This is a genomic window from Rhodococcus qingshengii JCM 15477 (assembly GCF_023221595.1).
In the GTDB taxonomy this organism is placed as follows: domain Bacteria; phylum Actinomycetota; class Actinomycetes; order Mycobacteriales; family Mycobacteriaceae; genus Rhodococcus_F; species Rhodococcus_F qingshengii.
On sequence record NZ_CP096563.1, the window covers coordinates 366,885 to 381,647 of the forward strand.

Here is a 14,763-nt window from a genome sequence, read left to right on the forward strand (position 1 = left end):
CCGTTGCGCCATGGGTGCACAGCGCGCGGGTAACAAGAGCGCCTCTTCGAACCAGTCGGAGGAGCTTGAAGGCTTCGGTGTCGCGGTGGTCCGTGAAGAGGGGCGTTGGACGGTCAAGGCACTGACGCCCGACGCGTTGACCTCGCTCTCGGCCGCCGAAACGCAGCTGCGTGAGCTGCGAAGTTCGGGTGCCGTCTTCGGTCTTCTCGACGTCGACGACGAGTTCTTCATCGTGTTGCGTCCGGCGCCGTCGGGCACGCAGTTGCTGATTTCCGACGCGACCGCCGCCATCGACTACGACATCGCAGCCGATGTCCTCGACGCCTTGCACATCGAGATCCCCGACATCGACCCGGACGACCTCGACGATGTCGAACCCTGGGAAGAGGGCGATCTGTCCGTGCTGGCCGATCTGGGCCTGCCGGAACCCGTGCTCGCCGTCATCGCGGCCGAGACCGATCTCTATCCGGACGAGCAGTTGGGGATGATCGCGCAGCGACTCGGGTTCGCATCCGAGTTCGGCGCAGCGCTCGACAAGCTCCCGCGCTAGATGACTCTCGCTGACGATCAGCGCATGATCCGTGCGGCCATCGTGGCCGCACGTTCCGCCTCCGACGCAGACGTCCCGGTCGGGGCAGTGGTGTTCGACGCAGACGGCGTCGAAGTTGCTCGGGCCTCCAATGCCAGGGAAGCGTCGTCCGATCCGACCGCGCACGCCGAAATCCTCGCGTTGCGTGCTGCCGCAAAAACCTACGGTGACGGCTGGCGCCTGGAAGGTGCGACGCTTGCCGTGACCCTCGAGCCATGCACGATGTGTGCGGGCGCTCTGGTCCTCGCCCGGGTTTCTCGGGTCGTTTTCGGGGCGTGGGAGCCGAAAACCGGAGCCGTCGGATCATTATGGGACGTAGTTCGAGATAAAAGATTGACCTATCGGCCGCAGGTGCGCGGCGGCGTCCTCGAGGACGAATGCGCTGGGCTTTTGGAAGATTTCTTCCGCGAGCAGCGGGCCTGAATTCGGTATTCCCCATCGAGAGTGATCGCACACTCGGGTAGCCGGATCCATCAATCGAGGGCATGGTGGAGGCAGATGCCGTCAGGGCATCGGCGGATCGTCGGAAGGCGATTCGTTCGCGTTCACAGAGGAGTACTCATGGGAATCGCAGACAAGGCTCAGAACAAGGCCGAAGACCTCGGGGGCAAGGCCAAGGAAGCTGCTGGCAGCGCTACCGGTGACCGGGACCTCGAAAACGAAGGCAAGGGCGACCAGGTGAAATCGGCCGTCAAGGATGCAGGCGAGAAGGTCAAGGACGCCGCTTCCAGCATCAAGGACAAGCTCACGTAATACCGCTCCACCTGGCGATTTCAGCCACGGGCACTCCATCCGGTAAAGTCACCAACGGTGGCGTGTCCGAGCGGCCTAAGGAGCACGCCTCGAAAGCGTGTGACGGGTAACCCCCGTCCGAGGGTTCAAATCCCTCCGCCACCGCCAAAGCTCCCCACCTGTTCACGCAGGTGGGGAGCTTTTTTGTGCTTGGTGGCGCCTATAGTCCCGTTGCTCGGACGACGTCGGGGAATCGGTAGGTTTCATCGAGGACTGATTTGTCGGGGACATAGCTGCGAATGATCAGTCGAAATTCGTCGTGCGGAGCGGGTAGCCAGTTGGCACGAGCATCCGGATCGGTCGGCTCGTCGTGAGACAGGTGCAAGGTGAGCTTCCCGTCACGAAAGACGAGATCGCCCGCGTCGAGATTGACGGTGCCGAGGTTGACGCGGTTACCGGGTGCGTCGGCGAGCATAAATGCGTCCTTGTCGTACATGGTCAGAGACCAGAAGCCGCCGCGACTGCGGTCGACGGGTGGGAGTGCGTCTTCTGTGAAGGTCATGGTGTACCGCTCGCGGCCGTGGAGCAACGCTCCGTCGTGGTCGGTACCCCGGATGAGGTAGACAGCCTCGTGAAAGTCGTTGACGTAAATGTAGATGACGGCCGCGAGCGCCCGTCCGAACCAGTCGGTGCCCCACAGGCCACTGTTGCGTTGCCGTTGCCATCCGTTGCCTGCGTCGACCCCGGTTTGGACGTAGCTCGCCGATTGATGGAGGGCGACGTCGGCGCGGAGCGCGGCGCGGTCGAGCAGCGCTCGGTACGACTTGTCCGAACGATGCAGTGCGACAAGCGTCTTGGCTTGATCAGCCATCGGGGTGTCTGCTGCGCCCATGGTCGGGTTGAAATCGAGCATTGCTGCAAGATCGGTCCAGAAAGATTCCGGCTTCACCCATTGAGGTCGACTGGCGTCGGGATCGGCCGCCAACATTTCGGCGGTGACGCCCTGAGGGTAGATCGAGTTCGCGGCGTGGGCCTCGTAGCCGAAGGACCGCGGGCCGGGTCGATCCTCGCTGAACGGGTACATGCCGATCTGGTCGAGCACCGACCGCGCCTGCTGCTTGGACGCCTCGGAACGTGCTGCGAAACTGCGAGGGAAGACACCAGCCACGTTCGTCGGTGATCGAAGCACATCGAGGAAGTCTTCCGGCAACTCGCCATCCCAATCAGGTCCGACCAGAAGGAACTTTCCGCTGGGAGTGCCTGTCGCCGAACCAAGTTGGTGAGTCACATTGGTCAGCACGTCGACGATCTGGATAGTCCAGTAATGGCCGTCGGGTACCTCGGTCGGGGTCTGTATCACTGCGGTTTCGTCGGTGAGATCGGCGAATCCTGCGCCGTAGATCGTGTCGTTGTTGGGTGAGACGACCCACCGCTGCGCCGGGCTCATGTAGTCGGTGAGGGCACCTGTGTAATTCTTGGCGGCGCCTGGCAGAAGACCGAGTTGGAGTCCGGTCTTGCCATCCATGATCTCCCACATGTTTGTACGGCCGAAGGTGTCCACAGCTGGATAGCCCCAGTAATAGACGATCCGGGCGAGGGCTTCCACGTAACTCTCAGCGGCGAGCGTTGCTGGAACTCCGGCCGATCTCGCCAGTTGAGCGTGTGCCGGCGTGAAACCTTGTGCGATTGAGTCGGTCGGGGAGTCCATGAAGTCATGGTGCCGGTGACCGTCCGCTGCATCATCACCCTTGCGGGGTGAACCGGTGAGGAAATCGAAAACCGGTTCTGTGTGCGCAATTCGAACGTTCAGGAGCGGCGGGCGATCCACTCTGCAGCGGCGGCATCGATGTCCTGCTTCAGCTTCTCGAAGAACGAGGGTGGCGGGGTGGGGATCAAATCTGCTGCGGTAGTGAGGGATCGACTGAGGGCGATCCGACGCTCGCGTAACTCGTCGTCGGTCAGGAGCGTCAGGTCCGCCATCGCGAGCTCCCTCGATCGGTGTGATTCGTGTTTCGGGCAGACCGTGCGCATCGGGATCGATGCATGATTCGATGCGCACGGCCCAGGCATTCCAGGCTGGGGGCCGGAATGCACAGTCGACTTTACCAAATGATTACTAATGGCTGTAGGCGCGGCTCACCCTTCGGTGTTCGTGGAGCACTTTCACAGGGTTCTCCCAGGTCGTAAGTCCTGACAACTGTTGAAGCTGCAACTATCGTCGAGCCCATGAAAAAGATCTGGTGGATCGGCGGAGCAGTAGTTGTGGTCGTACTCGCCCTGCTCGTGGGGCCGTGGGCGTACGGGAAGTTCATCGCTGAAGACGATGCACCGGCGGCCGTGGTGTCCACTGAGGGCGCGGAGGCGGCGTCCGGATCGATCGACGGGCAATGGACCGTCGTCGCCGGGCAGGGGGACAACCAGACGGCAGCTGGGTACACCGTGCACGAGATTCTCAACGGATCGAGTGTGACCGTCGTCGGAACCACTGGCGAGGTGAGCGGAAACGCGGTTGTCGAGGGTGAAAAGCTCACTTCCGGCGAAGTAACGGTGCAGGTGGCAAGCATCAAGACCGACTCGGATCGGCGCGACGGCCAGTTCACGGGCAATGTGATGGATACCAGCACGTATCAGACGGCGACGTTCACGATCGACTCGCCGGTGGACTTGTCTGCTGTACCGACGGACGGAACAACGGCGACGGTCACGGTGTCAGGAACGCTGACGCTCAAGGGTCAGTCCAAGCCGGTGTCGGTCGACATGACCGTGCTGCATTCGGGTGATTCGCTGATCGCATCGGGCTCGATTCCGGTCACCTGGACCGATTTCGGAGTCGAGCCTCCGTCCCTCGGTTTCGTCACCGTCGACGGCAGCGGCTCGGTGGACTTCCTGGTCTCACTCGCCGCGAGCTGAATTACGTCCACCCGATTCGCACTGCTTCGGGGCGGGCAGGGAAGATTAAGGACATGACCTTCCTTTCTTCTTGTCCGTTCCGAAGGCAGTGTGCGATCTCTGCCCGGACGGAATGAACAGGTGATGCCCCGGTGGAGACCGTTCCGAACGGGCGAAGACCCCGATCCACGGTTCACGCTCGCCAATGAGCGGACATATCTGGCTTGGATCCGCACTGCAACGGCCTTCGTCGCGTCGGGCGTCGGACTCGAAGCGTTCGGCGGCGACATTCTCAACCCGACGGTTCGTTCCGGCTTGGCCGCGTTGTTGCTCGTCGGCGGTGCTCTGATCGCCATCACTTCCTTTGTCCACTGGATCAGCGCCGAGCGTGCACTGCGAACTGAGCGCTCGTTGCCGGTGCCGCTCATGGCGCCGGTCGTCGGCATCGTGCTGGTGATCTGCGCGACCGTCCTGGTGGTCGAGGTCGTGAACTGATTGACCGCGCTGGAACCGTCGGAAGGTGTCAAGCCTCCGGACAAGGGCTTGCAGTCCGAGCGCACATCGCTCTCGTTCGTGCGTACGAGTCTGTCGATCCTCGGCTTGTCTGCCGCCTGTCTGAGATGGTTGCCGCAGTTCGGGTCGGTGGCCCTGATCGGCCCGTCCGTCGCTGCCGTGCTCGTCGTCGCGGTGACGGTCTACGAACGTCGGTCGCGGCCCAGGCGGTTGGCCCAGTTTTCGGCCGAAAAGGCAACGCCCGCTTTGGGTATGGGAGCAACTCTCGCGGTCGCTCTGCTCCTGCTCAGTGCGACGGGGCTTTGGATTCTGCTGAAGTGACCTCGGCTTTCGGCGCCCAGCCGGGCGGGCCGAACACGTAGCCGGCTCGCTGCCGCCACGATGTCGACGCCTTCCAATCACGAGCAATGGCAGCATATTCGCGCGTTTGGAGCTTCCAGATGTTGTACGTTCCGACCGGCGTCGTGAGTCCGTAGGTGGGCCGGTGGGTTTCGGCTGCGAAGGTTCCGAACATCCGGTCCCAGATGATGAGGATTCCGGCGTAGTTGCGGTCGAGGTACTCGGCGTCGGAGCCGTGGTGTACGCGATGGTGTGACGGCGTGTTGAAGATGAATTCGATGGGCCGCCAGAGTTTTCCGACACGTTCGGTGTGGACGAAGAACTGGTAGACGAGGCTGACGGAGAAGCCGACGAACACCATCCACGGCGGGATCCCGAGGAACGGCAACGGCAGCCACATGATGATCTCACCGCTGTTGTTCCACTTCTGCCGCAGTGCGGTGCTGAAATTGAAGTACTCGCTCGAATGGTGAGCCTGGTGTGTGGCCCAGATGACTCGAACTCGGTGTGCGATGCGGTGATACGCGTAATAGAGGACGTCGATTCCGAGCAGCAGGATCACCCAGGTGTACCAGGCAGTCGGCGAGAGGTGCCACGGAGCGAGATACACCCAGATTGCGGAATAGCCGATCAGCGCCAGCACTTTCCAGAAGGTGCTCGTTGCGATCGACACGAGTCCGAGTAGAACGCTGGTTCTGGCGTCGGCGCTTCGGTAGCCGCCCTGTGCCGGCCGTGCGCGTCCGTCGGCGTCGTCGGGATGATCTTCGAGCGCACGGGCCGCGAACCATTCGATTGCGAGGAAGATGACAAACGCGGGGATTGCGAGCGTAACGGGATCATGGAGCGGTTCGAGCAGTGACTTCCATGATTCGAGAAGGGTTTCCCACACGTGATTTGTCCTGTTCTTTAGCTCCGATCGTTACATCATGCATTAAAATGTAACGTCAGGGAACCCTTTGCGGCGAAGAACTCGCAGGTTTGTTGCGACTATTCATAGAACGATGGTAGGAATTGCCGGTGCATATCACCGCGAAGGTGGACTACGCCGTGCGGACTCTGGTCGAGCTCGCGGCAGTTGGTCCTGACCCGGCCAAGGCCGAGTTTCTCGCCAAATCCCAGGTAATACCCCACAAGTTCCTGGAAGCGGTGCTCTCGGACCTGCGGCGCGGCGGCTTGGTCAACAGCCGTCGAGGCCCGGACGGGGGATACTGGCTCGCTCGGTCCGCGGACGAGATCACGATTGCCGACGTCATACGAGCTGTCGAGGGACCGCTGGCTTCGATTCGGGGTCAGCGACCGGAAGACGTCGACTACGGGGGACCGGCAACGCCCCTCAAGGAGGTGTGGATTGCAGTGCGAGTCAACCTCCGTGCTGTGCTCGAAAATGTCACACTCACCGATGTTGCAGGTGGAGAGTTGCCCGAGTTCATTCACGAACTGACGGCAGATCCCGAGGCGTGGAATCGGCGCTGATACAGCCCGGTTTCAGTGTGCCCGTCGACGCGGAACTGCCATAGGAGCAGTGTTCGCGGTGTTGCCTCCCGCGGATTTTGCGTCGTACATCAGATGATCGGCCGCAACGATTGCTCGGGAGAACTCGTTGTAATCGAACTCTTCCTGATGTGGGATGAAAGGTAGCGTCGCTGCGCCGACGCTGACCGTGGCCAGGGGGTCGTCGGAGGCGTTCACCACGGCTTTGGGGAGCGTCGCGATTCGTTTGCGAAGTCCGTACGGAGTACCGATCATCACAACGGTGAACTCCTCGCCGCCGGTGCGCGCGGCGTAACCGAAACCGTTCACATGCGCCTGCAGGCGCGTTCCGGTCCGGATGATGACGGCGTCACCGACTTCGTGGCCGAACGTGTCGTTCACCGCCTTGAACTTGTCGATGTCGACGACGGCAACAGCAATGTCGGCACGATTTGCCGACGCGACCGACCAGATGCGCTCCGACATGTCCCACAGTCCTCGTCGGTTCAACAGGCCGGTAAGCGCATCCACTTTGGATCCCGTTGCGCGCGCGAGTAATTGCCGCCAAGTGAACTGAATTGTGGCCGGAATGAAGATCACGGCACACAGGACGACGTCCGTGCGTGCGATCACACTGGTTGTCGAGTAGTCGCCGTTCGTCAGGCCGAGCACCGTCAGGGCGATGACAAATGTCGTGGCAAAGGCGAGATGGAAGGCCAACCAGCGGTAATCGAGAAAATAGGTGAAGTAGGCGCCGGTGGCGACAAAGAGTGCCGCGCCGAAGAGGGCGGCGTTATGGCTGGTGAAGGTGATGAGAACCGAGGCAGTTCCGAGATCCGCCCACAGTCCGTAGAGCTTGAGCATGCGTGAACCTCTGATTCGGCCGACAAACCAGAGAATCGTAGGGATCAGGTTGACGGCCGCAATGCCGACGAGCCAACTGCGCGCAAACGGTCCGTCCGGGCCCTCTCCGCTGAGGAGAAACAGGAACGCCACGATCGAGAAATTGAGTGAGCAGAACCCGATGGTGAGACGGACGAGACGTAGTACGGAGCCTCGTCCGGACTTTGATCCCCACAGCATCACCGTGGACGAAACCGGCCAGGTGTGCAGGAGCGGGTCCATCAGATTCCTTCGCCGAGCAAATTGCGGTTAATTCACCGCAAAGTATGTCAGGCCATGTTGATTCACGCGTCAACTTGGCAGGGGGCGTCAGGCGGTGGAGTTGCTCGCAACCCTCTCTGTCGCGCTGTTCAGGCATTTGCCGTGCGTGAGTGTGAGGTACGCCTCGAGTTTCCGTGCCGTGTGTTCGATCGCACAATATTGCAGACCTCTGCAAAGTTGCAGAGCTCTGCAAGTTCGGTACCGTGTTGGGGTGATCATCGAACAAGGCCTTCGTGACCGCAAGAAGGCAGCAACCCGTGCCGCACTCAGCGGCGCGGCAGCACGGCTCGCTCGTGCGCTGGGGATCGAATGCGTCACCGCTGACGCAATCGCCTCCGAGGCCGGAGTGTCGACGAGGACGTTCCACAACTACTTCTCCAGCAAGGAGGAGGCAGTGCTCGCCAGTTTCGAGGAATCGGTGAACCTGTGGATCGAGGCGCTTGCGTCACGGCCCGCGGACGAACCAATTCTCGACGTCCTCGAAGAACTTGTGGTCGAAATCGTGAACGACTCAGGTCCGAGTGGGAGTGAGAAGGCAAGTATCTGGCTGCTGTCGGATTCGAGTCCCGCGCTCTACCGGGATGCCGCAGACATGCATCAGCGGATCAACCGTGCAGTCGTTCAGGCATTGGCGGAGCGCACCGGTACCGACGCCGAGAAGGACCTGTACCCGACGCTCCTCCTGGGAGCGGTGGGCGGAGCCGCTAAGTCGGTGATCGACGTCTGGACTGGCGGAAAGTCGGAGGCTTCCAGTCCGGAAGAGTTGGTTCACGACGCTTTTCGGCAGATTCGTGCCGGGTTGCCCGCGCCGCCGCCTGCCCCTGAGATGTCGCGTCCCTGAGATGTCTCGTCTCTGAGCCCCACACGTAATACCTGTCCACGTACACGCACCGAAACAGCAAGGAGCCCGTCGTGGCCACCTATCTTTATCGGATCGGCAAGTTCGCCTACCGGCGAAAAGGCGCGGTCCTCAGCGTTTGGCTGATAATCCTGGTCCTGATGGGCGTCGGGGCAGCGACTCTGTCCGGCCCCACCAAGGATTCGTTCTCCATTCCGGGAACCCCGGCGCAGCAGGCGCAAGACCTGATGGCGGAGCGTTTTCCCGACGCGCCCAATCCTATGGATTCGCTGAGCGCACGATACGTAGTGCAAGCTCCGGCAGGCACGACGCTGGCCGATCCGGCGAACGTCAAAGCCATGGACGACATGCTCGCGAGTATTCGTGGCATCGACAAGGTCGCCGACTCTGCCAAGGTGGACCCGGCGACTGCCACTCCGGAACAGGCCGCGAAGGCGTTGGTCAATCCGGTTACCGGCAACGACTCCATGGTTGCGATGTTCAAGGAAAAGGCTGCTGCGGCTGGAACTTCCGAGACACAGGCCGTGGACGACGCGCGTGCGTTGTCGCCGCTCAGTGCCGACGGCACAGTCGGGTACGTCGAGGTTCCGTTCAGCGGTGACTTCGCCGATCTCGATCAGGCGTTGCGTGATTCGATCAACTCCGCAGCCGATGTCGGTCGGGCCGAGGGACTCAACGTCCAGGTCAGTGGTTCTGCTGCTCAGGAAGCGGAGATGCCCGGTGGTGTCACCGAGCTGATCGGTATCGCCGTTGCCGCAGTCGTTCTGGCCATCACGTTCGGTTCGCTTGTGGCCGCGGGGCTTCCGCTCCTCACCGCGATCATCGGTATCGCTATCGGCAGCCTCGGAATCACGGTTGCCACCGGATTCATGGATCTCAGTTCGATGACTCCGACGCTGGCGATCATGATCGGTCTGGCTGTGGCGATCGACTACTCGCTGTTCATCATGTCCAGGTTCAGGCATGAGCTCACCCTTACCGACAACCGTGCCGAAGCAGCAGGTCGCGCCGTCGGAACCGCCGGTTCCGCAGTGGTATTCGCTGGTTTGACGGTCATCATCGCGCTGGTTGCATTGCGCGTCGTCGGCATCCCGTTCCTCTCCGATATGGGTGCGGCAGCGGCCTTTACCGTGCTGATCGCGGTTCTGATCGCCTTGACCTTGCTGCCTGCGATCCTGGGTATGTTCGGACGCAAGGCTTTTGCCGGCAAGATTCCCTTCCTCAGCAAGCGCGCTGAGGAGTCCGAAGACGAAGATTCGGGCAAGCCGAAGTTGGCTCTGCGCTTCATCAGTGCCGTCGTCCGTCGTCCGCTCGTGCCGCTGATCGGTGGAGTAGTGCTTCTGGGCGCATTGGCTCTGCCCGCAACGGGATTGAGCCTGGCACTGCCGTCGGAGGCCACCGGTGACCCGGCGACCAGTGCGCGTCAGGCATACGACCTGATCGACGAGGGCTTCGGTGACGGTCGCAACGGACCGCTCATCGCCGTTGTCGACGCCAAGGATGCCAGCGTTCCCGCCGGGGAGGCCTTTGCGGAGGTCGTCTCGACCATCTCGGGCTTCGATGACGTCCAGAACGCACAGGTCGTCGGGGTCAACGAGGCCGGTGACACCGCGCAGGTACTGATCACTCCGAAGAGTGGTCCGACCGACCCCGCCACGATGGATCTGGTGTCCAGCCTTCGTGGAGCCGAAGGCGGACTCAACGATTCGATCGGCGTCAGCTACGGCATCACCGGTCAGACCGCACTCGAAGGCGACGTCTCGGACACGCTGAAGGATGCATTGGTGCCCTACCTGGCCGTCGTCGTCGGCCTTGCATTCATCTTGTTGCTCTTGGTGTTCCGTTCGATCCTGGTTCCGCTGACGGCGACGCTCGGCTTCCTGCTCAGCGTGCTCGCGACCTTCGGTGCGACGGTGGCGATCTTCCAGCACGGTTGGTTGGGCATCATCTCGAACCCGCAACCACTCGTGAGTTTCATGCCGATCTTCCTGATCGGTGTGGTGTTCGGACTCGCGATGGACTACCAGGTGTTCCTCGTGACGCGTATGCGTGAGGAGTACGTCCACGGCGCGAGCGCGAAGGAGGCCGTGACCATCGGCTTCAACCATGGCGCCCGGGTCGTCAGTGCGGCCGCGGTCATCATGATCTCCGTGTTCGGTGCCTTCATCGCGGAACCGAACTCGTTCATCAAGTCGATCGGCTTCGCGCTTGCCGCGGCGGTGTTCTTCGACGCCTTCATCGTGCGCATGGTGATCATCCCGTCCGTCATGGCACTGCTCGGCGACAAGGCGTGGTGGTTGCCGAAGTGGCTGGACAAGATTCTGCCGAACGTCGACATCGAGGGTGAGAAGCTCAGCAAGGCCCTCCGTGAAGAAAAGGAAGCGGAGCTTCAGTCCGCATCTGCTTGATCTCTGCTGTGCGCCTTTATTAACCCCCCGCGGTTAATAAAGGCGCACAGCAGTTTTTGTGTATCGAAATATCCAGCGGCACATGTCGGCCAGGATTGGTAACCTTCGCTCACTATGCTGATCAGGCTGCTGCGCACTTATCTGATGCCGTACCGGGGTGAACTCACGGGCGTTGTCGTCCTGCAGTTTATTTCGACTATGGCGGCCCTTTACCTTCCGAGTCTCAACGCCGACATCATCGACAACGGCGTGACGAAAGGCGACACCGGCTACATCCTCTCCACCGGCGGGATGATGCTGATGGTCACGCTCACGCAGATCCTGTGCTCGGTGGGTGCCGTCTTCTTCGGTGCGCGAGTCGCCATGGGCGTCGGACGCGATCTCCGGGCTTCGGTGCTGCATCAGGTCGGGACGTTCTCGGCCCGAGAGGTCGGGCACTTCGGTGCGCCTTCGCTGATCACCCGCAACACCAACGACGTCCAGCAAGTGCAGATGATGGTCGTGATGAGTTGCACCATCCTCGTCATGGCGCCGATCATGTGCGTCGGCGGCATCATCATGGCTCTGCGCCAGGACCTGAATCTGTCCTGGATCCTGGGGATCAGCGTCCCGCTGCTCGTAGTCTCGATGGGTTTCCTGATTGCCCGGATGGTCCCCGGATTCAGGGTCATGCAGGGCCGCCTCGACGCCGTCAACCGTGTTCTTCGCGAACAGATCACGGGCATCCGTGTCGTCCGAGCGTTTGTACGGGAACCGTACGAGGTAGAGCGTTTCGGCGATGCCAACCGTGAGCTGACGGAGACTGCACTCGGCGTCGGCCGCCTCATGGCACTGATGTTCCCGCTCGTGATGCTGATCAGCAATGTCACCAGCGTCGCGGTCATCTGGTTCGGTGGCCATCAGATCAACGAGGGCTCGATGCAGATCGGCTCGCTCACCGCGATGCTCAGCTACATCATGCAGATCCTGATGGCCGTCATGATGGCCACTTTCATGGCGGTGATGCTGCCGCGTGCGTCGGTGTGCGCCGAACGTATCTCCGAGGTGCTCGACACGGATTCGTCGGTGATTCCGCCCGAGAATCCGGTCCGAGAACTGAAGGACCCGGGAGTCGTCGAACTTCGTGGCGCTCAGTTCCAGTTCCCCGGAGCCGAGGAACCTGTATTGCGCGACATCACGTTCCGTGCCGAACCCGGCAAGACGACGGCGATCATCGGCGGCACCGGATCGGGAAAGACCACTCTGCTTAACCTGATTCCACGATTGATCGACTCCACCTCCGGATCGGTATCGGTGGGAGGAGTCGACGTCCGCGACATCGACACGGAGTTGCTCTGCTCGGTGATCGGTCTGGTCCCGCAGAAGCCGTATCTGTTCTCGGGCACTGTCGCCACCAATCTCCGCTACGGAAACCCCGAAGCTACCGACGAATGGCTGTGGGAGTGCCTCGAGATCGCCCAAGCTGCCGACTTCGTTCGCGCCATGCCCGAAGGCCTGGACACACCGGTGGCACAAGGCGGTACGACGGTATCGGGCGGCCAGCGTCAGAGACTCGCCATCGCCAGAGCGTTGGTGCGTAAGCCACAGATCTATCTGTTCGACGATTCCTTCTCGGCACTCGACCTCACTACTGATGCGAGGCTGCGTGCGGCGCTCCGGCCGGTCACGCAAGACGCCTGCATCGTCGTTGTCGCGCAGCGTATTTCCACCATCGTGGAAGCCGATCAGATCATCGTGCTCGACGACGGCGCCATCGTGGGGATCGGCACGCACGACGAACTCGTGGTCAGTTGTCCCACCTACGGCGAAATCGTCGCCTCTCAGCTAGCCGTACAGGACGCATCATGAGTAATCGGCCGACTTCCTCGCCTCCCATCGGCCCGCCCGGCGGCGGCGATCCCACAAAGAAGGCCATGAACTTCGGCCCTTCGCTCAAACGTCTCCTCGGTCGCTTGAGCCCCGACAAGCCGATCGTCGTCCTGATCTTCGCTTTGGTGACCGCAAGCGTCGTACTTTCCTCGATCGCTCCGAAGATCCTGGGAAACGCCACCAACCTGATCTTCGACGGCATCGTCAGCAAGCAACTCCAGCCGGGCACTACAAAGGAACAGGCTGTCGAGGGATTGCGTGCCTCGGGGCAAGGTCAGCTCGCGGACATGGTGTCCGGCATGGCCGTTGTGCCCGGAACCGGAATCGATTTCGACGCCGTCGGCAAGGTCTTGATGATCGTGCTGCTGCTGTTCGTCTGTGCGTCGCTGTTCAGTTGGTTGCAGGCGTATCTGCTCAACATCGTGGTGCAGCGGACCGTTCGCCGGTTGCGTGAGGATGTCGAGCAGAAGATTCACCGACTTCCCTTGCGGTACTTCGATACCCATGCCCGCGGTGATGTTCTCTCGCGTGTGACCAATGACATCGACAACGTCGCGCAGAGCTTGCAGCAGACGCTCAGCCAGTTGGTCATGTCGGTGATGACCGTCCTGGGCATTCTGGTGATGATGCTGTGGATCTCACCGTTGCTCGCCTTGATCGCGGTGGCAACTGTTCCGCTGTCGATCATGGTCACAGCGTTCATCGCGAAGCGTTCACAGAAGCACTTCGTGGCGCAGTGGAAGAGCACCGGCGGAATCAACGCACAGGTCGAGGAAGCGTTCAGCGGCCACGAGTTGGTCAAGGTGTTCGGCCGCCAGCAGGAGGTCGAGGAGCGCTTCCGCAAGCAGAACGAGGATCTGTACGAGTCCAGCTTCAAGGCGCAGTTCATCTCCGGTCTGGTCATGCCGGCCGTGATGTTCCTGGGCAACCTCAACTACGTCGCCATCGCAGTGGTGGGTGGCATGCGCGTCGCATCCGGAACGATGACGCTCGGCGATGTGCAAGCGTTCATCCAGTACTCGCGGCAGTTCACCCAGCCGCTCACGCAGATCGCGTCGATGACCAATCTGCTGCAGTCCGGTGTCGCTTCGGCCGAGCGGGTCTTCGCGCTGCTCGACCAAGAGGAGCAGTCGGAGGACTCGAAGAGTGCGAAGTCGCCCACGGTCGACAAGGGGCGCGTCAAGTTCGAGAACGTCACCTTCAGTTACAAGCCGGAACAGCCGCTGATCGAGGACCTGTCCCTGACTGCCGAGCCGGGTCAGATGGTTGCGATCGTCGGACCCACCGGCGCCGGCAAGACCACCCTGGTCAACCTCATCCTGCGGTTCTACGAACTCAATTCGGGCCGTATCACTTTGGACGGCATCGACATCGCCGACATGACGCGAGACGATCTGCGCTCGCGCATCGGCATGGTTCTGCAGGACGCATGGCTGTTCGGTGGAACCATCCGCGAGAACATCGCCTACGGCAAGCCTGGTGCCACCGACGAGGAGATTCGTCGTGCGGCCGAGATGAGCTACGTCGACAAGTTCGTGCACTCTCTGCCTGAGGGTTACGACACGGTCATCGACGAGGAAGGCAGCAACGTCAGTGCGGGCGAGAAGCAGCTCATCACTATCGCCCGCGCCTTCATCTCGCAGCCGTCCATCCTGATCCTCGACGAGGCGACCAGTTCGGTGGACACACGCACCGAACTGCTGGTCCAGAGCGCCACCGCGGTTCTGCGCAACGACCGCACCAGCTTTGTCATCGCGCACCGTCTTTCGACAATTCGTGATGCGAACCTGATCGTGGTGATGGAGGAAGGCCGGATCGTGGAGCAGGGGAGCCATGAGGCTCTGCTCGAATCCCGCGGCGCGTACTTCCGTCTGTACAACAGCCAATTCGTGGGCGCGGAGATCTGATGCCTCAGTAGACTGGAGCAGACT

The 14,763-nt window shown here is 61.5% G+C and carries 15 protein-coding genes and 1 tRNA gene; 12 read left to right on the top strand and 4 right to left on the bottom strand.

Annotation, left to right across the window (positions count from 1 at the left end; all coding sequences use genetic code 11):
• Positions 1-10: 10 nt before the first annotated feature.
• From M0639_RS01660 to M0639_RS01675, 4 genes are all read left to right on the top strand, one after another.
• Positions 11-550, top strand: a complete 540-nt coding sequence (locus M0639_RS01660) for a tRNA adenosine deaminase-associated protein (protein ID WP_003943823.1) — start codon at positions 11-13, stop codon at positions 548-550.
• Positions 551-1,012 carry a nucleoside deaminase gene (locus M0639_RS01665; RefSeq protein WP_003943976.1) on the top strand — a complete coding sequence of 154 codons (462 nt, stop codon included), beginning with the start codon at positions 551-553 and terminating at the stop codon, positions 1,010-1,012.
• A gap of 138 nt (positions 1,013-1,150) precedes the next feature.
• The gene (locus M0639_RS01670) at positions 1,151-1,342 is read left to right on the top strand and encodes a CsbD family protein (protein ID WP_003943869.1); all 192 of its coding nucleotides are present in this window, start codon (positions 1,151-1,153) and stop codon (positions 1,340-1,342) included.
• A 56-nt stretch (positions 1,343-1,398) separates the two neighbouring features.
• Positions 1,399-1,489: transfer RNA gene (locus M0639_RS01675), tRNA-Ser, on the top strand.
• Between the two features lie 52 nt (positions 1,490-1,541).
• Here M0639_RS01675 and M0639_RS01680 read toward each other — a convergent pair.
• Both M0639_RS01680 and M0639_RS01685 read right to left on the bottom strand, forming a co-directional pair.
• Complete coding sequence (locus M0639_RS01680) at positions 1,542-3,029, bottom strand: DUF1254 domain-containing protein (protein ID WP_231914982.1); 1,488 nt, start codon at positions 3,027-3,029, stop codon at positions 1,542-1,544.
• Between the two features lie 98 nt (positions 3,030-3,127).
• Positions 3,128-3,301: a hypothetical protein gene (locus tag M0639_RS01685; RefSeq protein WP_003943953.1), complete on the bottom strand. Its 174-nt coding sequence runs from the start codon at positions 3,299-3,301 to the stop codon at positions 3,128-3,130.
• Between the two features lie 246 nt (positions 3,302-3,547).
• Between M0639_RS01685 and M0639_RS01690 the strand changes: the two genes are divergently transcribed.
• The 3 genes from M0639_RS01690 (at position 3,548) to M0639_RS01700 (ending at position 5,044) form a co-directional block, all read left to right on the top strand.
• Positions 3,548-4,231, top strand: coding sequence for a YceI family protein (locus M0639_RS01690; RefSeq protein ID WP_064073560.1), 684 nt, complete (start codon positions 3,548-3,550; stop codon positions 4,229-4,231).
• Positions 4,232-4,354: 123 nt separating this feature from the next.
• Positions 4,355-4,705, top strand: a complete 351-nt coding sequence (locus M0639_RS01695; RefSeq protein ID WP_003943804.1) for a YidH family protein — start codon at positions 4,355-4,357, stop codon at positions 4,703-4,705.
• Positions 4,706-5,044, top strand: a complete 339-nt coding sequence (locus tag M0639_RS01700) for a DUF202 domain-containing protein (RefSeq protein WP_050655588.1) — start codon at positions 4,706-4,708, stop codon at positions 5,042-5,044.
• Here M0639_RS01700 and M0639_RS01705 read toward each other — a convergent pair.
• Positions 5,010-5,951 carry a sterol desaturase family protein gene (locus M0639_RS01705; protein WP_042921124.1) on the bottom strand — a complete coding sequence of 314 codons (942 nt, stop codon included), beginning with the start codon at positions 5,949-5,951 and terminating at the stop codon, positions 5,010-5,012. The genes M0639_RS01700 and M0639_RS01705 overlap by 35 nt on opposite strands.
• A 128-nt stretch (positions 5,952-6,079) precedes the next feature.
• Between M0639_RS01705 and M0639_RS01710 the strand changes: the two genes are divergently transcribed.
• Positions 6,080-6,535 carry an RrF2 family transcriptional regulator gene (locus tag M0639_RS01710; RefSeq protein ID WP_003943908.1) on the top strand — a complete coding sequence of 152 codons (456 nt, stop codon included), beginning with the start codon at positions 6,080-6,082 and terminating at the stop codon, positions 6,533-6,535.
• 12 nt (positions 6,536-6,547) lie between these two features.
• Here the strand turns inward: M0639_RS01710 and M0639_RS01715 are convergent, their stop codons facing one another.
• The gene (locus M0639_RS01715; RefSeq protein ID WP_020968182.1) at positions 6,548-7,657 is read right to left on the bottom strand and encodes a GGDEF domain-containing protein; all 1,110 of its coding nucleotides are present in this window, start codon (positions 7,655-7,657) and stop codon (positions 6,548-6,550) included.
• Between the two features lie 250 nt (positions 7,658-7,907).
• Here M0639_RS01715 and M0639_RS01720 point away from each other — a divergent pair, with 250 nt between their 5' ends.
• From M0639_RS01720 to M0639_RS01735, 4 genes are all read left to right on the top strand, one after another.
• The gene (locus M0639_RS01720) at positions 7,908-8,537 is read left to right on the top strand and encodes a TetR/AcrR family transcriptional regulator (protein ID WP_007731646.1); all 630 of its coding nucleotides are present in this window, start codon (positions 7,908-7,910) and stop codon (positions 8,535-8,537) included.
• A 71-nt stretch (positions 8,538-8,608) separates the two neighbouring features.
• The gene (locus tag M0639_RS01725) at positions 8,609-10,963 is read left to right on the top strand and encodes an MMPL family transporter (RefSeq protein WP_042447716.1); all 2,355 of its coding nucleotides are present in this window, start codon (positions 8,609-8,611) and stop codon (positions 10,961-10,963) included.
• 114 nt (positions 10,964-11,077) lie between these two features.
• Positions 11,078-12,811, top strand: coding sequence for an ABC transporter ATP-binding protein (locus M0639_RS01730; RefSeq protein WP_054188631.1), 1,734 nt, complete (start codon positions 11,078-11,080; stop codon positions 12,809-12,811).
• Positions 12,808-14,739: an ABC transporter ATP-binding protein gene (locus M0639_RS01735; RefSeq protein WP_082893096.1), complete on the top strand. Its 1,932-nt coding sequence runs from the start codon at positions 12,808-12,810 to the stop codon at positions 14,737-14,739. Before M0639_RS01730 ends, M0639_RS01735 begins: the two co-directional genes overlap by 4 nt.
• Positions 14,740-14,763: the final 24 nt, after the last annotated feature.